This window comes from Micromonospora sp. CPCC 206061 (genome assembly GCF_036906915.1).
In the GTDB taxonomy this organism is placed as follows: Bacteria; Actinomycetota; Actinomycetes; order Mycobacteriales; family Micromonosporaceae; genus Phytohabitans.
In genome coordinates, this window is record NZ_JBAKHX010000026.1 from 15,311 (window position 1) to 34,343 (window position 19,033).

The window sequence follows — 19,033 nt, forward strand, 5'->3', positions numbered from 1 at the left end:
GTAGCCCCCCGGCCGGCCGGATGACCGCACCCATGCTTCCGCACGATTACGCTACGGCTTACTCGGTTAAGTCGTTAAGGTCAAAATGTAAGGTTTCTTTAGTACTAGAGGACGGTACATGGCCTCCCCGCGCCTGCCCGGCACACCGCGTCTGCTCCGCGCGCTCAACGACCGCGCCGCGCTGGAGCTGTTGCTTTCTCGCGGCCCCCTCACCCGGGCACAGCTCGGTGAACTGACCGGTCTCAGCAAGGTAACCGCATCGCAGCTCGTCGAGCGACTGGAAGAGCGCGGGCTCGTGACGCGCGTGGGCGAGCAGGCCGGCGGTCGCGGCCCCAACGCCCAGCTGTACGCCGTGACGCCGAGCAGCGCCCACGTCATCGGCGTCGTCGTCGACGCCGACAGCGTCGTGGCCGCCTGCGCCGACATCACCGGCGCCGTGGTCGGCCGGGTCGAGCAGTCCACTAAGGACAACGACGACCCGGTGGGCGTGGTGCACAACGCGGTCGTACGCGCGGCCAGTAGCGCCAAGGCAGACCTCGGCACCGTCAAGCGGGTCGTGCTCGGCACGCCCGGCCTCGTCGACCCGGGCACCGGCGACATCACCTTCGCGTGGAACCTGCCGCGCTGGCACCGCGGCCTGCTCGCCGCGCTGCGCGAAGACCTGCACACGCCCGTCGTGTTCGGCAATGACGTCAACCTCGCCGCCGTCGCCGAGGCGCACGACGGGGCGGCAAAGGGCGTCGAAGACTTCGTGCTCATCTGGATCGGCGGCGGCGTCGGCCTCGCGATCATGCTGGGCGGTCGGCTGCACCAGGGCAGCACCGGCGCCGCCGGCGAGATCGGATACCTGCCGGTGCCGGGCGCGCCCATCCCGCGCGACGCGTACCGCCGCTCCAAGGGCGCCTTCCAGCAGGTGGCCGCCGCCGACGCGGTGCGTGCGGTCGCTCGCGAGCACGGCTTCCGGGGCGGAAGCGCGGGCGAGGCGGTACGCGCCGCCATCGCCGCCGGCACCAAGGGCGGCCCGATGCTCGACGAGGTGGCCCGGCGACTGGCGCTCGGCGTCGCCAGCACGTGCGTGGTGCTCGACCCGCCGCTCGTCGTGCTCTCCGGCGAGGTCGGCCAGGCGGGCGGCAGCGCGCTGGCGGAGCGGGTACAGCACGAGGTGGCCGCGATCACGCTGGTGGCGCCGCGGGTCGTCGTCAGCGAGGTGGCCGAAGAGCCGGTGCTCAAGGGCGCCTTGCTCACCGGGCTCCACGCGGCGCGCGACGAAGTCTTCGGCTCTACCGTCTGACTACGCGAGGTCGCGCTGGCGGAAGGACGCGAACGCGCCGACCGCAACGACGGCCACCAGCGCGCTCAGCACGATCATGCCGTGTGCCCAGGTCAACGAGTAGGAGCACTCTGCGAAGGAACCCATGCAGGGCCCGTCGTAGAACGTGACGCGGCCATCCATCCACGCACCCAGGTAGGTGGACAGCATGAACGTCTCGGCGCGGTCGGTCTCCACGACCTCCATCACGATGCGCGCGCCGACCTCCCAGACGATCGCGTACCCCGCCACGACACCCATCGCCGCGGCAGTGTGCCGGCCCAGCGTCGCCAGGCAGAAGCCGAGCGCTGCGGCACCCAGCACCAGCAGCAGGCCGCGCACCACGACCATCGTCAGATCGCCCCAGAACTCCGCGTCGACGTCACCCGGCAGGCCGTTGGCCTGGGCGATCACCCAGAAGGACGCGATGTAGCCGATCGTGGCGACCAAGGCGACCGCGAGTACTCCGCCCAGCATCGTGCCGAGCTTGGTCCCCAGCACGGTCAGCCGCTGCGGTCGCCACAGCAACAGGTTCGTCATGCCGCCTGAGTTCAGCTCCGCGCCGATGAACGAGGCCGCCACCAGAAAGCCGAAGAGCGCGAGGAAGGCCGCCATGAAGTAGACGAGGGCGCGGATCTCGCGCTCGAATACGAAGACGCCGAACAGGTAGTCCTCCAGGCGGGGCTTCCGCTCGCTCAGGGCCTGGCAGAAATCCGTGGTCCCTCGGCCCGACTCGCAGTGCTCCCGCATCTCCTCGTGGCGCGACTCTTCCTGCACGACCTGGAACTCGGCCCGCTCCCACTCGGCGGCGGTGGGCCGGTGCGAACTCGCCAAGGTGGTCGCGATCGTGACCACGAAGGCACCGACCAGCAAAACCAGCATCAGCTGCGTGAACCGGCGGGCCAGTAGCCGGCTCACCTCGGCGCGTACCAGGTTCATTTCGGGTCCTCCGCGGCCACCGACACGGTCAGTTCAGTCTCGGAGCCGGGCCGCACCGCGTCGTCGACCTGCTTGTGCGCGCCCGGCTCGGGCTCGGTGCCGGTGAGCTGGAGGAAGACGCTCTCCAGGTCGGGAGTGAGGGGGGTCAGCTCGCGCACCCACAAGCCCTGCCCGCCCAGCGTCTGGCTGACCCACGCCGGATCGGCCAGGTCACCCACCACGAAGTGGTCATCGTGGACGGTCACCGGCAGCCCAGCGGCACGGACCACCTCGGCCGCCCGCTCGTGGTCGGCGACGCGCACCCGGTACTCGCCCTTGTCGAACCCCGACACCACGTCGGCGACCGGACCGCTCGCCACACGCCGGCCGCGCGAGATGATCGTCACGTGATCGCAGATCAGCTGGATCTCGGCCAGGATGTGGCTGGACACCAGCACGGTCACGCCGGCGGCAGCCAGGTCGCGCATCAGGTCGCGCATCTCCCGGATACCGGCCGGGTCCAGCCCGTTGGCCGGCTCGTCGAGTATCAGCAACTCCGGCTGCTTCAGCAGAGCCGACGCGACCGCGAGCCGCTGCTTCATGCCCAGCGAGTACCCCTTGACCCGCTCGTCGCCACGGTCACGCAGCCCGACCTGGTCGAGCACCTCCTCGACCCGCTCGTGCGGCACACCGCCGGCCGTGGCGAGCAGGCGTAGCGTGCGGCGGCCGGTGAAGTTGCCGAAGAACTGGGGGCTTTCCACGATCGCCCCGACCCTGCCCGCGACGGCCGGCAGTTCGACTGGCGTCTGGTGACCCAGCACCGCCATCCGGCCGTCGTCGGCATGTACCAGGCCGAGCAGCGCGCGCAGTGTCGTGGTCTTGCCCGAACCGTTCGGGCCGAGGAACCCGTGCACCTGTCCGGCCTCGACGGTCATGTCGAAGCCGTCCAGCGCGACCCGGGCGCCGCCTCGCAGGGTGCGGAAGGTCTTGCGCAGCCCCTCGATCTGGATGACGGTCATGCGCCGCATGGCCCGCGTGAGCGGAGGCGAACGCCAGCTAGCTCGGTCATGCGGATGAACCTTACGGTGAGCGTCACATCCGTGGGGGGTAGGCCGGTCGGCCGTGGTTGGATGGTCCAGTGCCCGCGGCGAACGACGATCTGGTGATTGACCTCGACGGAGTCGGTGTAACGCGCTCCGGCGCGCATCTGTTGCGCGACCTCACGTGGCGGGTCGAGTTGGACGAACGGTGGGTGGTGCTCGGCCCTAATGGCGCCGGCAAGACCACGCTGCTCAACATCGCCGGTGCCCGGCTCTATCCCAGTACGGGCACCGCGCGCGTACTCGGCGAACGGCTCGGTCGCACCGACGTCAACGAGCTGCGCACCAGGATCGGCCTGTCCAGCGCCGCGCTCGCCGAGCGGATCCCCGGCGAGGAGCTCGTGCACAACGTCGTGGTGACCGCCTCATGGGGCGTCGTGGGTCGCTGGCGCGAGCGGTACGAGTCGATCGACGAGGTGCGCGCGAGGGCGCTGCTCGACCAGTTCGGCGTGGCTGGGATGGCCGATCGCGCGTACGGGACCCTGTCGGAGGGGGAGCGCAAGCGCGTGCAGATCGCCCGCGCCCTCATGACCGATCCCGAGCTGCTGATGCTCGACGAGCCCGCCGCCGGCCTCGACCTTGGTGCCCGCGAAGACCTGGTGAACCGGCTGGCCGAGCTGGCGTACGACCCGGACGCCCCGGCGATGGTGCTGGTCACTCACCACGTCGAGGAGATACCGCCAGGCTTCACCCACGCGCTGTTGCTGCGCGAGGGCGGCGTGGTCGCGCAAGGACTGATCGGCACGGTACTGACCAGCGACAACCTGTCGAAGACGTTCGGGGTACCGCTGAAGCTGGAACGGTCGGGAGAACGATTCACCGCGTTCTCCTGAGCGGTCTAGACTCCGTTGATGCGTCAGCCCCGTGTCGTTGTGGCCGGCAGCGCCAACATGGACCTGGTCGCGACCGCTCCGGCGCTGCCCCGGCCGGGTGAGACCGTGCTCGGTAACGACTTCACGATGGTGCCCGGTGGCAAGGGCGCCAACCAGGCGATCGCCGCGTCCCGGGCCGGCGCCTCCTGCTCGTTCCTCGGTGCGATCGGTTCTGACGCGTTCGGTGTGACCCTCAAGGCCCGGCTCGCCGCGTCCGGGGTCGACAGCGCGCATGCCCGAGTCGTTTACGGCTCGTCGGGCGTGGCCCTCGTCGTGGTGAACGCCAAAGGTGAGAACACCATCGTGGTCACCCCGGGAGCCAACCGCGCGTTCGGTGCGCTGACCGAGGCCGAGCTCGCCACCATCAAGGGCGCCGACGTTCTGGTGTGCCAGCTCGAAATCCCGGTCGAGACGGTGACGCAGGCGGCCGTCGCCGCCCGCGCAGCCGGTGTTCGGGTACTGCTGAACGCCGCCCCCGCGCGCGACCTGCCCGACGAGTTGCTGGCGGCCGTCGACCTGCTCGTCGTCAACGAAGGCGAGGCCCAGGCCATCCTCGGTAGCGGCAGCGAGGACCCGGCGGCGCTGCTCTCGGTCGTGCCGCGCGCGGTCGTCACCCTCGGCGACGAGGGCGCCTGGTACGTCTCCCGCGACGGCGAGGGTACCCGCGTGCCGGCCTTCAAGGTCGACACGGTCGACTCGACGGCGGCGGGCGACGCCTTTACCGGCGCGCTGGCCGTGGCGTGGGGCGAGGGACGCGATCTGGTCGACGCCGTGCGCTGGGCGTGCGCGGCCGGCGCCGTCTGCGCTCGCCGCCTCGGCGCGTCCGTGTCCCTGCCCACACGCGACGAGATCGACACGCTGTACGCCTCGGCTTGATTCTGGGAGTCATGCTGGAAGCATGATCCGGACCCTTCTCAACCTGCTCTGGCTTATCTTCGGCGGCGGGATCGTACTGGCCATCGGGTACGGCATCGCGGCCCTCATCTGCTTCGTACTGGTGATCACGATCCCGTTCGGGGTGGCGTCGCTGCGGCTCGCGTACTACTCCTTGTGGCCCTTCGGCCGGACGCTGGTGCCCAAGCCGGGCGCCGGGGTCGGCTCGGGCCTCGCCAACGTGCTCTGGGTGGTGCTGGCCGGCTGGTGGCTGGCGCTCGCCCACATCCTCGCCGGCATCGGGCTGTGCCTGACGATCATCGGCATACCGTTCGGCATCGCGAACTTCAAGCTCGTGCCGGCCGCGTTCTGGCCGTTGGGCCGCGAGGTCGTCGAGGTGGATGACCTGCGGGTTTCCGCCTCAGCGTGACGGGTACTCCGTCCGCATGGACGCGATTCTCGTGGGCGGCCCGCGCGACGGCACCTTCTTCGACCCCGAGGACGCTTCGCTGGTCGAACTCGACATCAACGGCGTCCGCCACAGGTACGTGGTGACGACAGAGCAACGCCACGGCCACCAGCTCTACACGTATGCCGGCACCACCCCCACCCACCGCATCCCTTCGGTTCCTCCCGTCCCTTGATCGGCGGAAAGGGCGCGGCGGGGAAACGAAGTTGTAACAAGGGTTGACCTTCGGGGCGGTGGGGCGCAGACTTCCGGAAACGTTTACAAAGGGAGCTGCGGAGGTCAGGCGCGTGGGGCGTAAACGTTTACACGACGCGACGGACGGGCGGCCGACAGTGCATACCGTCGCGGCTCGGGCCGGGGTGTCGATCGCCTCCGCATCCCGGGTGCTCAACGGGGTGGGCGGGAGCGCGGAGACCGTCCGCCGGGTGCGTGAGGCGGCCGCCGAGGTCGGGTACGTGCCCAACGCGATCGCACGCTCGCTCCAGTCGCAGCGCACGGGTCTGATCGCGTTCGCCGTCGAAGACATCGGCAACCCGGTGTACGTCGCCATGATGCGAGCCATCGAGGCGGTGGTCGCCGAGTCCGGGCGGCAGTTGCTGGTGCACGCCACCAGCGGCCAGGTGGCCAGCGAGACCGCGTTACTGCGCCGCCTCGCCCACCGTTACGTCGATGGCATGATCATTTCTCCGATCCGGGTCACCGACTCGCACGTCGAGGCCATGACGGCCAGTCCGGTGCCGGTGGTGGTGATCGGCCAACTCCCGGACGACGTCCCAGTAGACAACGTCCGCACCGACTCGCGTACCGGTGTCGCGCTCGCCGTCGATCACCTGGCCGCCGCTGGGCGTACCAGGATCGCTTTTCTCAATGGCCCCCTGGACACGGTGCCGGGCGTCGCCCGCGATGCCGGCTATCGCGCGGCCATGGCGCGTCACGGAATGAGCGCCGACATGATCGAGGTGGGTGACTTCCAGTACGCGGCCGGCCGCGCCGCCGCCGAGCGGCTGCTCGCCCGCGCGCGTCCGGACGCGATCGTCTGCGCCAACGATCTGATCGCGGTCGGGGCGCTGCACGCGCTGCTGGTCTCCGGCCTTCGGGTACCACAGGACGTGGCCCTGGTCGGCATGGACGACACCGAGCTGGCCCAGATGTCGTACCCGCAGATCTCCAGCGTGTCGCTGGGCTCCGAGATCCGTGGCCGGCTGGCCGCCCAGCTGCTGCTGGACCGGATCGCGGACGCCGACCTGCCGCCCCGCCGCGAGCAGGTCCCGCCCAGCCTGGTGATCCGCGCGTCAAGCGGAGGTGCCTCATGACGACTGTGGTGGAGGCGCCTCCGACGCGGAAGCCGGACTACAAGGCGAGGGCGCGGTCCGACCGCACCACGATCTACCTGCTGCTCCTGCCGGCGCTGCTGCCGGTCGTGGTGCTGTCGGTGATCCCGCTGCTGCGCGGCATCTACCTGGGTTTCACCGACGCCCGCGCGGGTCGCAACGTCGACACCAACTTCACGGGCGTCGAGAACTACCGCGAGCTGATGAACGACGACCTTTTCTGGAGCGCCTTCCGGATCGGGTTGGTGTGGGCCTTCGCGGTGACGATCCTGCAGTTCGTGCTGGCCTTCGGGCTGGCGCTGCTGCTGAACCAGCCGCTGAAGTTTCGCGGGTTCGGGCGGGTGATGGCGCTGGTGCCGTGGGCGATGCCGCCGGTCATCGTCGGCATCATGTGGCGGCTGGTCTACCACCCGGACGCCGGCCTGCTCAACGAGGTGCTGTACCGCGGCGGTGCCGAGGGGCTTCAGCACAACTGGCTCGGCGACTTCGGCACCGCCCTGCCCGCCGTGATCATGGTGGGCGTCTGGTCGGGGATGCCGCAGACCACGATCGTGCTGCTGGCAGGGTTGTCAGGGGTGCCGCGCGAGCTGCACGAGGCGGCGGCGGTGGATGGCGCGACGGCGTGGCAGCGCTTTCGCAGCGTCACCGTGCCATCCCTGATGCCGGTGATCGTGGCGATCACCTCCCTTGACTTCATCTGGAACTTCAACTCGTTCGGCCTGGTGTATGTGCTGACCGCGGGCGGGCCGGGCGGCCGCACGATGCTGCCGATGCTCTTCGCGTACGAGGAGGCGTTCCGGTACGGCAACTACGGGTACGCGGCGGCGCTCGGCAACGTGATGGTCGTGATCATCGTGGCGCTGCTGGCGGTGTACCTGCGCCGCAGGCTGAGGGAGGCGAACGCATGAAAGCGAGCCGGACCACGCGCGCCTTCCAGTACGTCGCGCTGCTGGGGTACATGGTCTTTCTGGGCTTCCCGCTCGTGTGGATGCTTTCCACGTCGTTCAAGCCGCCGCGCGAGATGGTGGAGATCCACCCCACCCTGATCCCGCACAACCCGACGCTCGACAACTACGTGCAGGCGTTCACGGAGCAGGAGCTGGGGCGGGCGGCGCTCAACAGCCTCCAGGTGTCGCTCGCGTCGGCGGTGCTGACGGTCCTCGTCGCGCTGCCGGCGGCCTACGCACTCGCGCGCTTCAAGACCAAGCTGGGCACGGCGGCGCTGGGCTGGGTGCTGCTCTCCCAGCTCTTCCCGTTCGTGCTGCTGGTGATCCCGCTGTTTCTCATCCTCCGGCAGGTCGACCTCGTCAACACTCATGCCGGCCTGATCCTGGTCTACGTCGTGTGGGCACTCCCGTTCGCGCTGTGGATGCTGCAGGGCTTCGTCCGCAACATTCCGCGCGAGCTGGAGGAGGCCGCCGCCGTCGACGGCGCCACCCGGTTGCAGGTACTGCGCCGGGTTGTCGCCCCGCTGCTCGCGCCCGGCGTGGTGGCCACCTCGCTGTTCGCGTTCATCTCCGCCTGGAACGAGTTCTTCTTCGCACTGGTGCTGCTCAAGAGCCCCGACCTCGCGACCCTGCCGGTGACGCTGGCGCGGTTCGTGGGCGTCGAAGGCATCGCAAGGCTCGGACCCCTCGCCGCCGGCTCACTCATGGCGACGATCCCGAGCCTGATCTTCTTCGCATTCCTGCAACGCCGGTTGACCTCCGGGTCGCTCGCGGGTGCTGTCAAGGGTTAAGGAGGCCCCATGCTTCGTAAACTGGTCGCCGTCTCCGCGGCGCTCCTCATAGGACTGTCCGGGTGCGGCAGTGGCGACGATGACTCGTCCTCCTCCGAAGGCCCTGTCAAGCTGCGGTTCCTCAGCCTGGCGTGGCAGAAGGACTCGCTGGCCGCGAACAGGGAACTGGTCGACAAGTGGAACGCCGAGCACCCCGACATCCAGGTCGAGTACGTGCAGGGCGACTGGAACTCGGTGCACGACCAGCTGCTGACCTCGTTCGAGGGCGGCGACGCGCCGGACATCTTCCAGTACGAGAGCGCGGCGATCGGCGAGTTCGCCAAGCAGGGCTACCTGGCCGACCTGTCCAGCCTGGTTTCCAGTGACCTGAAGGGCGAGATCAGCGACGGCATCTGGGAGACCGTCACATTCGACGGCAAGGTCGCGGGCGTGCCGTTCCTGCTGGAGTCGCAGGTGGTGCTGGCCAACAAGAAGCTGCTCGACGCCGCGGCCATCACGGTGCCGGCGGCCGGCCAGTCGTGGACGTGGGACGAGTTCCAGACCAACGCGCAGGCGCTCACCAAGAGCGGCACGTACGGCGTGGCGTGGGCGCTGAAGTCGCCGACGAACCGGGTGATGAACCTGTCGCTCAACTTCGACGGCAAGTTCTTCTACACCGACGGCGGCAAGACCGAGGTGAAGGTGGGCGATCCGGAGAAGGAGATCCCGCGCCGCATCCACGACATGATTTACGTGGCCAAGTCGGCCTCGCCGGACGCGGTCGGCATGGGCGGCACCGACCCGCTGCCCGGATTCTTCGCCGGCAAGTACGCGATGCTGCCGGGTGGCGTGTTCCTGCGGCAGCAGATGGTCGAGCAGGCGCCGGCCGGGTTCGAGTGGGTGACGCTGCCGCCCATCAAGGGCCCGAGCGCCAGTCAGGCGGCCAACCCGCAAACACTGTCCATTTCGGAGGACTCGAAGGGCAAGAAGCAGGCGATGCAGTTCGTCGAGTACTTCCTGAACCCGGCGAACATGGCCCGCCTCGCGCAGGGCGACTGGCTCGTGCCCACCGGCAAGAAGGCCGGCGAGGAGCTGGTCACCTCGACGGGCGGCAAGCAGGGCTGGGACGTCGCGGTGGCCAGCGCCGGCAACCTGACGATCGCTCCATTCCAGACGGTCGACGGGTACCCGGAGTGGAAGACCAAGTACGCCACACCGGCGCTTCAGCAGTACTTCGCAAACAAGATCACGTTGGACCAGCTCGGCACGCAGCTGGTCGATGGTGGAAAGCAGGTCCTGAGGTAACCATGCGCCTTCTGCTCGACAAATCGGTCGGCTGCCTCGTGGGCGCCGCCGTCGGTGACGCCCTCGGCGGGGCCACCGAGACGGCGCTCCCCGAGGAGATCCGGAACCGGTACGGCGGCTGGGTCGACGGCATCGTGCCCCCGTTCCACGAGAACTGGGCCACGAACCGTCCACTCGCCCCGTACCACAAGGGCGACGGGCACATCACCGATGACACGTTGATGACCCACGCACTGGTCCGGGCGTACGCGAAGAAGCGCGACCACCTCGACGCGTACGACGTCATCGAGTTGCTCGTGCCCGACCTGATCGAGCGGGAGGTCTACATCCCCGACCTGGAGCGCGAGGCGGTGGCCTTCCACCGCCTCGCGGCCGCCGAGCGCTGGCTCGTGACGCGCCTGCACCACGCGCACGCCGATCCCCGCGAGGCCGGCGTGGGAAACATCGTCAACTGTGGAGCGGCGATGTACATGGCCCCGGTCGGGGTCGTCAACGCGGGCGACCCGGCCGGCGCGTACGCGGAGGCCATCGAGGTGGCGGGCGCGCACCAGTACAGCTACGGCCGCGAGGCCGCCGCCGTTTTCGCCGCGGCGGTCGCGGCGGCGATGGCACCCGGCGCCGTCGTGGGCGAGGTCGTGGAAGCGGCGTTGGACGTGGCCCGGGACGGCACCGGGGAGGCCATCTCCGCCGTCGTCCACGTCGCCAATGGGTACACGGATTGGCGTGACGCCATCGCGCCACTGCGGGCCGCGGTGGCGGCATACGACACCGTGGGCGAGGACTACCGCAACCCGGGGCTCGGGGCCCGGCGGCCCAGCCGGCTGCACTCCATCGAGGAGCTGCCGGTCGCGCTGGGCATGCTCGTCGTGGCGAACGGAGGGTATCGGGAAGCGGTGCTGGGGGCGGTCAACTACGGTCGGGACTCCGATTCGACCGCCACCATGGCGGGGGCGATCGCCGGCGCGCTCGGGGGCTCACCGGCGGTTCCCGCCGAGTGGGCGTCCACAGTGGCGTCCGCCTCTCGCACCGACCTGGCCGAGCCGGGGCGGGTACTCGCCGACGTGGCCGCCGAGGTGTACGCGGCCGACAAGGCGCGCTTCGCTCGCCGGGCCGAGCGGTACGAGGGGCTGCGATGAGACTCACGTGGGTGCAGCCGGAGGACCTGCTGCCACACGAGCTGGCCGCGAGCCGCGACGAGGGCCGCGACGTGTCCGCCGTGGAGGCTCGATGGGTCGCCGCCGGCGGCTCGCTCGACGCCCCGGTGGGCGGGGCGTCACCGGTGCCGGCCAGCCCCGAACTGCGCGCCCTCGCAATGGAGCTGCTGGACGAGTGCGGTCGGCTGCCAGCACCGTCCAGCGACGCGGAAGGACCCCCGGTCATCGGGAGCAACATCGTCGGGGGTCCTTCCGCGAACCCTGATCGGGTACGCGGCGCGTGGCTGGGGCGGGCGGTCGGCTGCGTGCTCGGCAAGCCGGTCGAGAAGATCCCGCGCCGGGGGATCCGGGAGATCCTGGAGGCGACCGGCCGGTGGCCGCTGTCGGGATACTTCACCGCTTCTGGTTTGCCTGAGGATGTCGCCGCACGCTGGCCGTGGAACCGCCGCAGCGCGGTCAACAGCCTGGCCGAGAACATCGACGGCACGCCCGAAGACGACGACCTGAACTTCGCGCTGCTCGCCCTGCGGGTACTGGAGACGCACGGCCGCGATTTCACAAGTGGTGACGTGGCGCAGGCGTGGCTCGACTGGCTCCCCGGTAGGCGCGTCTTCACCGCCGAGCGGGTGGCGTACCGGAACCTGCTGCTCGGCCTGACCCCGCCGGATACCGCACGCCGGCACAACCCGTTCCGGGAGTGGATCGGCGCGCAGATCCGCACGGACGTGTACGGCTGGGCGTCGCCGGGCCGGCCGGACGTGGCCGCCGCACTGGCATACCGTGACGCGGTGGTCAGCCACGTCCGCGACGGCGTTTCCGGTGCGAGGTGGGTGGCGGCTATGGCCGCGACCGCCGTGGTGGCCTCCAGCGTGGACGAGGTGCTGGACGCCGGCGAGTCCGTGCTGCCACCGGGCTCCTTCGCCAGCGCGGTACGCGAGGCGCGTTCGCTCGGTGCGGACGGTGAATGGGAATCCGTCGTCGACGCGTTGGAGAAGCGCCACGGGCACCTGCACTGGGTACACGTGCGCAACAACGCGGCCCTCGTGGCCGCCGCGCTCGCCTTCAGCGGCGGAGACTTCGACCGGGGGGTCTGCGCCGCCGTCAGCGGCGGCTGGGACACCGACTCGAACGGCGCCACGGTCGGCGGTGTGCTGGGCGCGCTGACCGGCGCCGCCGGCATCCGTCTAGAGTGGACCGGCCCGCTCCGTGGCCGGCTGTCGAGCAGCATCGGAGGTTTCGACGGGGTGACGTTCGACGAGCTGACCCGGCGCACGATGGAGGTTTCCCCATGACAGCGCGCGTCGTGGTCGTGGGCAGCGCCAACATGGACCTGGTGGTCACCGCGCCCACGCTGCCCGCCCCCGGTGAGACGGTGCTGGGTGACGCGTTCACCACCGTGGCCGGCGGCAAGGGCGCCAACCAGGCGGTCGCCGTCGCTCGCGCGGGCGGCCGGTGCTCCTTCATCGGTGCCGTGGGCGACGACGGCTTCGCGACCGCCCTGCGCGACAACATGGTGGCGGCGGGCGTCGACGTGAGTCGCCTTCGTTCGGTGCCCGGGCCGTCGGGCGTCGCGCTCATCGCCGTCGACCGGGCCGCGGAGAACCTCATCGTCGTGGCGCCCGGCGCCAACGCCGCGCTGACCACACTGGACAAGGCCGACCGCACCGCGATCGGGGCGGCCAGTGTGCTCCTGTGCCAGCTGGAGATCCCGGTCGGCACGGTGATCCAGGCCGCCGCCGCGGCGCGTGCGGCCGGCACCACGGTGATGCTCAACGCCGCGCCGGCCCGACCGCTGCCGGCCGAACTGCTCCAGGTGCTCGACGTGCTCGTGGTCAACCAGGGTGAGGCCGAGGTGCTCGCCGGGCGGCCGGCGTCGCCGCACGACCTGCTCGACCTGGTGCCGCGGGTGGTGATGACGCTCGGCGCCCGTGGCGTCGCGTACGCCGACCGCGACGGCACCCGGTTGCACATCGACGCGCCGCGCGTCACGGCGGTCGACACCACGGCGGCCGGTGACGCGTTCACCGGCGCGCTCGCGGTCGGCTGGGCCGAGGGGCGGCCGGTCGATGAGGCGCTGGCCTGGGCGTGCGCCGCCGGTGCCGTCTGCGCCCAGCGCTTCGGTGCGTCCAGCTCGCTCCCCACCCGCGCCGAGATCGACCAGCTCCTGGCCGCCGCCGCGCACGGGGGGCCGGCATGAGTGCGTGGCGACTTTGCTCTGCTTCCATAGAGGAAACACCTCGCGTCCGCTATGCGGACGGCGGCCGTTGCCTATGGGGAAGCAGAGCAAAGCAGCGCGGTGCGCAGGGGTGGGCCCGGTGAGCGCGCCCGGTTTCAACCCATACATACCCCGCCCCATCGACCTCCCGACCGAGGTGCCGCTGGATCCGGGGAGGGATCTGTCGCTCCTGGACGAGGCGAAGATCTTCGCGGCGCCGGCCGACCCGGCGTTGTGGCCGGCGTGGCGCAGCAGGCTCGGGCAGTGGCGGGTGGACGCGCGGCGGCGGCTGGCGTACGACGGCTCGCACTACGACGAGATCCGGCGGGACTGCTTCAGCGTCTGCCTCGCCTGGCTGTGGGACGAGGCCCTGTACGACCACGAGCGCGGCGAGTTCACGGTCGACGCCTTCCTCGACACCGCCGAGCGGGACTTCGGCGGCTACGACGGTGTGGTGCTGTGGCACGCGTACCCGGTCATCGGGCTGGACGAGCGCAACCAGTTCGACTTCTACCGCGACGTGCCCGAGCTCCCGCGCGTCGTGCGTGCCTTCCAGGCCCGGGGAGTGCGGGTCTTCGTCGACTACAACCCGTGGGACACCGGCACGCGGCGTGAGCCGGTCACCGACGAGGAAGCCGTGGCCGACATCGTGTCGTGGCTGGGCGCCGACGGCGTCTTCCTCGACACCCTCAAGGAGGGCGCCGGCAAGCTGCGGGCCGCGCTGCCGCCGAGTGTGGTGCTCGAAGGGGAGTCCCGGGTGCCGTTGGCCCGGATCGAAGACCACGCGATGTCGTGGGCGCAGTGGTTCGCCGACTCGGAGGTGCCGGGCGTGCTGCGCGCCAAGTGGTTCGAGCGGCGGCACATGCTGCACCACACGAGGCGCTGGCACCGCAGCCACCTCGACGAGCTGCACTCGGCCTGGCTCAACGGGGTGGGCGTGCTCGTGTGGGAGAACGTCTTCGGCGTGTGGGTGGGCTGGAGCGAGCGCGATCGGGCGGTGCTGCGCGCCATGCGGCGGGTGCAGAGCAGCCACGCGGCGTGGCTGCGCTCCGAAGACTGGACACCGCTCGCCGACCACGCCGGCTGGCAGGTGTACGCCTCCCGTTGGGTGCACGACGGCACGCCACTGTGGACGGTGGTGAACCGCGGTGCGGACCACGACGGCCCGTGGCTGATCGCCGACTCGGTGGAGAGCTACGTCGACCTGGTGACGGGCCGCGCCTTGGAGGTGACCCCCCTGCCGGACGGCCGCGTTGCGGTCGGCGGCGCGCTACCCGGCGGGGCGATCGCGGCGGTGACGCCGGGGACTGCCGCCGAGCCAGGTGAGCCAGCAGCCGGTGACCCGTCCTTCCCGCAGCGGTCGGCGGTGCGGCTGCGGACCCCTGGCAGCGTGGCCGGTAGCCCGCCGCCAGGCATGGCCACCATGCCCCGAGGGCGGCACGAGCTCACCGTCCGGTACCGGGTGCGGGAGACCGGACTGTACGGGGAGGCGCCGTACGTCGACGAGTGGAAGCCGCTGCCGCCCCGGCTGCATCACACGGGCACCCTGCACCGCACCGTCCACCTGGGACGCTTCGCGATCGCCGTACGCGAGGTGACGAACAGTGAGTACGCGGAGTTCCGCCGCATCACCGGATACCGGCCGGTGCGCTCCGAGCGCTTTCTGGCTGGCGAAGGGCCCGCCGGTGCGCCCGTCACGCACGTCGAACTGGCGGACGCGCGGGCCTATGCGGCATGGGCAGGCCTGCGGCTGCCGACCGAGGACGAGTGGCAGGTGGCCGCCGAGGCGGGCCTGCTCGACCTCGGCGGCCCCCGGGTCTGGAACCTCACCGAGAGCGAGCACACCGACGGTCGCACCCGGTTCTGCGTGCTCAAGGGCGGCACCGACCATCGCGCCGAAGGCTCCGACTGGTACTTCGACGGCGGCCCGCAACCGCCCGAGGCGTCCGTCAAACTGCTGCTGATGGGTGCCGGCCTCACCCGCTCGCCGTCGATCGGCTTTCGCTGCGCCGTGGACCTGGAGGCCCCCGCATGAGTGCGCCGCTGGATGGGGTACGGGTAGTCGAGTTGGCGACCCTCTTCGCCGGGCCGCTCGCCACCGCGTTCCTCGGTGACTTCGGCGCCGACGTGGTCAAGGTCGAACACCCCGCCAAGCCCGACCCGGCGCGCGGGCACGGTCCCGCGAAGGACGGCATCGGCCTGTGGTGGAAGGTGCTGGGGCGTAACAAGAAGACGGTGACCCTTAACCTGTCCACACACGAGGGCGCCGATGTGCTCGCCGCCCTCGTCAAGAGCGCGGACGTTCTCGTGGAGAACTTCCGCCCGGGAACCCTGGAGCGCTGGGGGATCGGGCCGGACGTGCTCCACGCCGCCAACCCGGGCCTCGTCATCGCGCGGATCTCCGGCTTCGGCCAGATCGGCCCGTACGCCAGGCGCCCCGGCTTCGGCACCCTCGCCGAGGCGATGAGCGGCTTCGCCGCCGCCACCGGCGAACCCGACGGCCCGCCCACCCTGCCGCCGTTCGGGCTGGCCGACTCGATCACGGCGCTCGCCACCGCGTACGCGGTCATGCTCGCCCTGCGCACCCGCGAGCACACCGGCACCGGGCAGGTGGTCGACCTCGCCATCATCGAGCCCATCATGGCGATGCTCGGACCGCAGATCACCTGGTACGACCAGATCGGGTACGTGCAGCCGCGGCTCGGAAACCGGACGAGCAACAACGCCCCCCGCAACACCTACCGGTGCGCGGACGGCCGGTGGGTGGCCGTGTCGACGAGCGCGCAGAGCATCGCCGATCGGGTCATGCGGCTGGTCGGTCGGGACGATCTCGTCGACGAGCCGTGGTTCGCGACCGGCACCGGCCGGGCCGCGCATGCCGAGGAGCTGGACGGTGCCGTGACCGCGTGGGTGGCCGCGCGGGGCCGCGACGAGGTGGTGGCCGCGTTCGAGGCGGCACAGGCCGCCGCGGCCCCGGTGTACGACGTTCGGGACATCCTGGCCGATCCGCAGTACAAGGCGCTCGGCACCGCGGTCACCGTGCCCGACGAGGAGTTGGGCGAGGTGCGGATGCAGAACGTGCCGTTCCGGATGTCGGAGACGCCGGGAGCGATCAGGCACGCCGGGCGCCGCCACGGGCAGGACACCGACGAGGTGCTCGGCGAGTTGGGGTATTCGGCGGCCGAGTTGGGCGGGCTCCGGGAGCGCGGGGTGATCTGATGCTGCTGACCTGGCTGTACGTGCCCGGTGACCGGCCCGACCGGTTCGACAAGGCGGTGGGCTCGGAGGCCGACGCGGTGATCGTCGACCTGGAGGACGCGGTCGTGGCCGGGCGCAAGGAGTACGCCCGGTCGGCGGTGGCCGAGTTTCTGGCTGAGCGGCACCCGGTGCCGGTGTACGTGCGGGTGGGCCCGGACCTCGACGCGGATCTCGCGGCGGTCGACGGCCGTCCGGGACTGGCCGGGCTGCGACTGCCCAAAGTGGAGTCCGCGGAGCGGGTTCGGGCGGTGGCGGCGCGGACCGAGGCCGAACTCCATCCGATCATCGAGTCGGCGGTCGGTGTGGAATTCGCGTACCAGATAGCGAGCGCACACCCGGCGGTGGCCAGCGTCGCGCTCGGAGAGGCCGACCTGAGGTCCGATCTGGGTATCGACGACGAGGCCGCGCTGGCGTGGCCGCGCGGCCGCATCGTGGTGGCGGCCCGCGCGGCCGGCCTGCCGCCGCCGGCCATGTCCGTGCATGCCAACGTGTCCGATATGGACGGCCTGGCGGCGTCGTGTCGTGCCGGCCGCCGCATGGGCTTCGTCGGTCGTGCGGCGATCCATCCTCGGCAGCTTCCGGTGATCGTGGCGGCGTTCCGGCCGGCTCCCGAGGAGGTGGCGCGAGCCCTGGCGTTGCTGGCCGGAGTGGACGCCGCGGCGGCGCTGGAGTCCGGGACGGTGGTCCTGCCGGACGGCCGTTTCGCCGACGCGGCGATGATCGGCGCCGCGCGCCGCACCCTGGAGCTGTCCGCCCGCTACGACGCCTGACCGGGGATCAGCACGCTCAGGCACGTGACGCAGCCTTCGAGCTTTTCGAACTCGCTGACGTCGACCACCACCGGCGTGAAGCCGAGGTCGTCGAGCATGTGCGCGGTCTTCGGCGCTGAGGCGGCGATCAGCACGCGCTCGCCGCCGAGCGGCACCACGTGGCACCCGGACTCCTCGTCGGGCGTGCGTACGGCCGGGAACACGGCGGTGTCGACCAGGTCACGGCGTGCCAGGACCGTGCCGTCGGGCAGGGCGGTGGCCGCCGACTTGAGGTGCAGCACGGCCCCCAGCGGCACGGCGACGACGTTGCGGTCGGGCAGCAGCCGGCGCAGCTGCCGGACGGCGTCTACGTTGGTGCGACCGCCACGTCCAACGTAGACGGTGTCGCCGACCTGGAGCACGTCGCCGCCGTCGAGCGTGCCGGGCGACTCGATGCGCGTCACGTCTAGCCCGAGCGCCCGTACCGCCGACTCGGTGCCCGCCACCTCCAAGCGGCGCTGCGGTGCGCCGGGCCGGGTGAGGATCGCGCGCGAACCGCACACCACGACGGTGTCCTCGACGAACACCGAGTCCGGGGAGCCGTCGGCCGGCACCACGTCACGGACGGACCAGCCGGCCTCGTCGAGCGCGGCACAGTACGCGTCGTGCTGCCGCCGGGCCAGGTCTGCGTCGACCTGCGTGCGGGGGATGTGCGTGACGATGCCCTGCGCGAGCCGGCTGCTCGGCGTGCGGACAAGTGCGATTCCACGGCCCATTGATCAATAACCTCCTGGGCGAGGAGATTACTCGTTCTGCTCCACCGCGCGCTGCACGGCGCGATAGATCTGTCCAAATCGGAGCGCGTCGGAAGTCCGCACCAGGACGCGTTCCTCGCCACGGCACTGCACCCACAGTTCGTGGACGTGGGTGCCTCGGTCGTACGAGCGCTCCAGCGCCATCAACGGGATCTCCAGCAACGGCGCGAGAGCGATCGCCAGCACGACGGCGAGCGCGAGGCCGATGATCGCCGCGCCGGCTCGTTGACCCCAGTCGGCGAAGAGCGCCGACACCGCGCACAGCGCGCCGAAGCCGAGTGGCGCGGTCAGCAGCGTGACCAGCATCCACCGGCTGAGCATGCGGGCACCGACGCGCAGCGAACGCTTGGTGCGGCGGTGCCAGACATACGTCAGTTCGGAGATCCGGTACGCGTCGCCGCCCACCCGGATCGACTCCGACGTCACCAGCACCGAGTCATCCTGGTAGTAGCGGGTCACTCACCAAGTGTCACCCGACGGGGCTGCTTTCCAATGCACGCTGGAGGGCGCGGTAAATCTTGCCGAACCGGAGCGCGTCGCCGGTCTGGAGCAGCAGCACCGGCCGTCCCTGCCAGGTCGCCCAGATCTCGAGCGTCCGGTCGCCCCGCGCGTACGAACGGTCCATGTGCTCCAGCACGAAGTCGGCCATCGGGCCGGCTGCGAGGCCGACGAGGCAGGAACCGCCGACGATCGCGATGGTGACGGTGACCGAGGCGTCGACCTGGAAGGCGATCACGACGCCGATGGCGGCGGCCACGAGCGGGCCGATGATCGCGGCACCGAGCGCGCCGCGCCCGGCCAGCGCACGCCAGGACCGCGCGCCGCGCTGGTGCCACACCCTGGCCAGATCCTTCAGCGGGTACGCACGCTCGCCTACCCGGATGGCATCCGAGGTGACCTGCACGGACCGGTCGCTGTAGTAGGTGACCATGGCCCCTCTAGCCTACT

The 19,033-nt window shown here is 70.9% G+C and carries 20 protein-coding genes; 15 read left to right on the plus strand and 5 right to left on the minus strand.

Annotated elements, in window-relative coordinates; genetic code table 11:
• Positions 1 to 118 precede the first annotated feature (118 nt).
• A complete protein-coding gene (locus V6V89_RS19085) occupies positions 119 to 1,291 on the plus strand; it encodes an ROK family transcriptional regulator (protein ID WP_334620513.1) in 1,173 nt (390 codons plus the stop codon).
• On the opposite strand, the gene V6V89_RS19090 is transcribed toward V6V89_RS19085, so the two are convergent.
• Both V6V89_RS19090 and V6V89_RS19095 read right to left on the minus strand, forming a co-directional pair.
• Positions 1,292 to 2,248, minus strand: a complete 957-nt coding sequence (locus tag V6V89_RS19090) for an ABC transporter permease subunit (RefSeq protein WP_334620514.1) — start codon at positions 2,246 to 2,248, stop codon at positions 1,292 to 1,294. It lies immediately after the preceding gene.
• Positions 2,245 to 3,246, minus strand: a complete 1,002-nt coding sequence (locus V6V89_RS19095) for an ABC transporter ATP-binding protein (RefSeq protein ID WP_334620515.1) — start codon at positions 3,244 to 3,246, stop codon at positions 2,245 to 2,247. The genes V6V89_RS19090 and V6V89_RS19095 overlap by 4 nt, the downstream gene beginning before the upstream one ends.
• A gap of 107 nt (positions 3,247 to 3,353) precedes the next feature.
• On the opposite strand from V6V89_RS19095, the gene V6V89_RS19100 reads away from it, so the two are divergent.
• The 14 genes from V6V89_RS19100 (at position 3,354) to V6V89_RS19165 (ending at position 17,291) form a co-directional block, all read left to right on the plus strand.
• Positions 3,354 to 4,160: an ABC transporter ATP-binding protein gene (locus V6V89_RS19100; RefSeq protein WP_334620516.1), complete on the plus strand. Its 807-nt coding sequence runs from the start codon at positions 3,354 to 3,356 to the stop codon at positions 4,158 to 4,160.
• An 18-nt stretch (positions 4,161 to 4,178) separates the two neighbouring features.
• Positions 4,179 to 5,075, plus strand: coding sequence for a ribokinase (locus V6V89_RS19105; RefSeq protein WP_334620517.1), 897 nt, complete (start codon positions 4,179 to 4,181; stop codon positions 5,073 to 5,075).
• 22 nt (positions 5,076 to 5,097) lie between these two features.
• Positions 5,098 to 5,502, plus strand: a complete 405-nt coding sequence (locus tag V6V89_RS19110) for a YccF domain-containing protein (RefSeq protein ID WP_334620518.1) — start codon at positions 5,098 to 5,100, stop codon at positions 5,500 to 5,502.
• Positions 5,503 to 5,518: 16 nt separating this feature from the next.
• Entirely contained in the window at positions 5,519 to 5,716 is a 198-nt protein-coding gene (locus tag V6V89_RS19115) for a hypothetical protein (RefSeq protein WP_334620519.1), read from the plus strand.
• Between the two features lie 112 nt (positions 5,717 to 5,828).
• On the plus strand, positions 5,829 to 6,854 hold the full coding sequence (locus tag V6V89_RS19120) for a LacI family DNA-binding transcriptional regulator (protein ID WP_334620520.1): 1,026 nt from the start codon (positions 5,829 to 5,831) through the stop codon (positions 6,852 to 6,854).
• Complete coding sequence (locus V6V89_RS19125) at positions 6,851 to 7,780, plus strand: carbohydrate ABC transporter permease (RefSeq protein ID WP_334620521.1); 930 nt, start codon at positions 6,851 to 6,853, stop codon at positions 7,778 to 7,780. The genes V6V89_RS19120 and V6V89_RS19125 overlap by 4 nt, the downstream gene beginning before the upstream one ends.
• Positions 7,777 to 8,610 (plus strand): carbohydrate ABC transporter permease, encoded by an 834-nt coding sequence (locus V6V89_RS19130; RefSeq protein ID WP_334620522.1) that lies wholly within the window; start codon positions 7,777 to 7,779, stop codon positions 8,608 to 8,610. The genes V6V89_RS19125 and V6V89_RS19130 overlap by 4 nt, the downstream gene beginning before the upstream one ends.
• A 9-nt stretch (positions 8,611 to 8,619) precedes the next feature.
• Positions 8,620 to 9,894, plus strand: coding sequence for an ABC transporter substrate-binding protein (locus tag V6V89_RS19135; RefSeq protein WP_334620523.1), 1,275 nt, complete (start codon positions 8,620 to 8,622; stop codon positions 9,892 to 9,894).
• Positions 9,895 to 9,896: 2 nt separating this feature from the next.
• Positions 9,897 to 11,030, plus strand: a complete 1,134-nt coding sequence (locus tag V6V89_RS19140; protein ID WP_334620524.1) for an ADP-ribosylglycohydrolase family protein — start codon at positions 9,897 to 9,899, stop codon at positions 11,028 to 11,030.
• A complete protein-coding gene (locus V6V89_RS19145) occupies positions 11,027 to 12,340 on the plus strand; it encodes an ADP-ribosylglycohydrolase family protein (RefSeq protein WP_334620525.1) in 1,314 nt (437 codons plus the stop codon). The genes V6V89_RS19140 and V6V89_RS19145 overlap by 4 nt, the downstream gene beginning before the upstream one ends.
• Complete coding sequence (locus V6V89_RS19150; RefSeq protein ID WP_334620526.1) at positions 12,337 to 13,245, plus strand: ribokinase; 909 nt, start codon at positions 12,337 to 12,339, stop codon at positions 13,243 to 13,245. The genes V6V89_RS19145 and V6V89_RS19150 overlap by 4 nt, the downstream gene beginning before the upstream one ends.
• 118 nt (positions 13,246 to 13,363) lie before the next feature.
• Positions 13,364 to 15,298 (plus strand): SUMF1/EgtB/PvdO family nonheme iron enzyme, encoded by a 1,935-nt coding sequence (locus V6V89_RS41740; RefSeq protein WP_442935174.1) that lies wholly within the window; start codon positions 13,364 to 13,366, stop codon positions 15,296 to 15,298.
• Positions 15,295 to 16,482 carry a CaiB/BaiF CoA transferase family protein gene (locus tag V6V89_RS19160; protein ID WP_334620527.1) on the plus strand — a complete coding sequence of 396 codons (1,188 nt, stop codon included), beginning with the start codon at positions 15,295 to 15,297 and terminating at the stop codon, positions 16,480 to 16,482. The genes V6V89_RS41740 and V6V89_RS19160 overlap by 4 nt, the downstream gene beginning before the upstream one ends.
• Entirely contained in the window at positions 16,482 to 17,291 is an 810-nt protein-coding gene (locus tag V6V89_RS19165; protein WP_334620528.1) for an HpcH/HpaI aldolase/citrate lyase family protein, read from the plus strand. The genes V6V89_RS19160 and V6V89_RS19165 overlap by 1 nt, the downstream gene beginning before the upstream one ends.
• Here the strand turns inward: V6V89_RS19165 and ddaH are convergent.
• From ddaH to V6V89_RS19180, 3 genes are read right to left on the minus strand one after another with little or no spacing between them, the layout of a single operon-like run.
• Complete coding sequence (gene ddaH, locus V6V89_RS19170; protein WP_334620529.1) at positions 17,279 to 18,046, minus strand: dimethylargininase; 768 nt, start codon at positions 18,044 to 18,046, stop codon at positions 17,279 to 17,281. The genes V6V89_RS19165 and ddaH overlap by 13 nt on opposite strands.
• Before the next feature lie 27 nt (positions 18,047 to 18,073).
• A complete protein-coding gene (locus V6V89_RS19175) occupies positions 18,074 to 18,544 on the minus strand; it encodes a DUF6232 family protein (protein WP_334620530.1) in 471 nt (156 codons plus the stop codon).
• Positions 18,545 to 18,554: 10 nt separating this feature from the next.
• Positions 18,555 to 19,016 carry a DUF6232 family protein gene (locus tag V6V89_RS19180; RefSeq protein ID WP_334620531.1) on the minus strand — a complete coding sequence of 154 codons (462 nt, stop codon included), beginning with the start codon at positions 19,014 to 19,016 and terminating at the stop codon, positions 18,555 to 18,557.
• Between the last annotated feature and the right edge of the window lie 17 nt (positions 19,017 to 19,033).

Excerpts from the sequence above, each read along its gene's own strand:
- V6V89_RS19115 (WP_334620519.1), top strand. The coding sequence starts at position 5,519 with ATGGACGCGATTCTCGTGGGCGGCCCGCGCGACGGCACCTTCTTCGAC.
- V6V89_RS19095 (WP_334620515.1), bottom strand. The coding sequence starts at position 3,246 with ATGACCGTCATCCAGATCGAGGGGCTGCGCAAGACCTTCCGCACCCTG.
- V6V89_RS19125 (WP_334620521.1), top strand. The coding sequence starts at position 6,851 with ATGACGACTGTGGTGGAGGCGCCTCCGACGCGGAAGCCGGACTACAAG.
- V6V89_RS19110 (WP_334620518.1), top strand. The coding sequence starts at position 5,098 with ATGATCCGGACCCTTCTCAACCTGCTCTGGCTTATCTTCGGCGGCGGG.
- V6V89_RS19150 (WP_334620526.1), top strand. The coding sequence starts at position 12,337 with ATGACAGCGCGCGTCGTGGTCGTGGGCAGCGCCAACATGGACCTGGTG.
- V6V89_RS19130 (WP_334620522.1), top strand. The coding sequence starts at position 7,777 with ATGAAAGCGAGCCGGACCACGCGCGCCTTCCAGTACGTCGCGCTGCTG.
- V6V89_RS19105 (WP_334620517.1), top strand. The coding sequence starts at position 4,179 with ATGCGTCAGCCCCGTGTCGTTGTGGCCGGCAGCGCCAACATGGACCTG.
- V6V89_RS19180 (WP_334620531.1), bottom strand. The coding sequence starts at position 19,016 with ATGGTCACCTACTACAGCGACCGGTCCGTGCAGGTCACCTCGGATGCC.
- V6V89_RS19135 (WP_334620523.1), top strand. The coding sequence starts at position 8,620 with ATGCTTCGTAAACTGGTCGCCGTCTCCGCGGCGCTCCTCATAGGACTG.
- V6V89_RS19165 (WP_334620528.1), top strand. The coding sequence starts at position 16,482 with ATGCTGCTGACCTGGCTGTACGTGCCCGGTGACCGGCCCGACCGGTTC.
- V6V89_RS19085 (WP_334620513.1), top strand. The coding sequence starts at position 119 with ATGGCCTCCCCGCGCCTGCCCGGCACACCGCGTCTGCTCCGCGCGCTC.
- V6V89_RS19160 (WP_334620527.1), top strand. The coding sequence starts at position 15,295 with ATGAGTGCGCCGCTGGATGGGGTACGGGTAGTCGAGTTGGCGACCCTC.
- ddaH (WP_334620529.1), bottom strand. The coding sequence starts at position 18,046 with ATGGGCCGTGGAATCGCACTTGTCCGCACGCCGAGCAGCCGGCTCGCG.
- V6V89_RS19145 (WP_334620525.1), top strand. The coding sequence starts at position 11,027 with ATGAGACTCACGTGGGTGCAGCCGGAGGACCTGCTGCCACACGAGCTG.
- V6V89_RS19090 (WP_334620514.1), bottom strand. The coding sequence starts at position 2,248 with ATGAACCTGGTACGCGCCGAGGTGAGCCGGCTACTGGCCCGCCGGTTC.
- V6V89_RS19140 (WP_334620524.1), top strand. The coding sequence starts at position 9,897 with ATGCGCCTTCTGCTCGACAAATCGGTCGGCTGCCTCGTGGGCGCCGCC.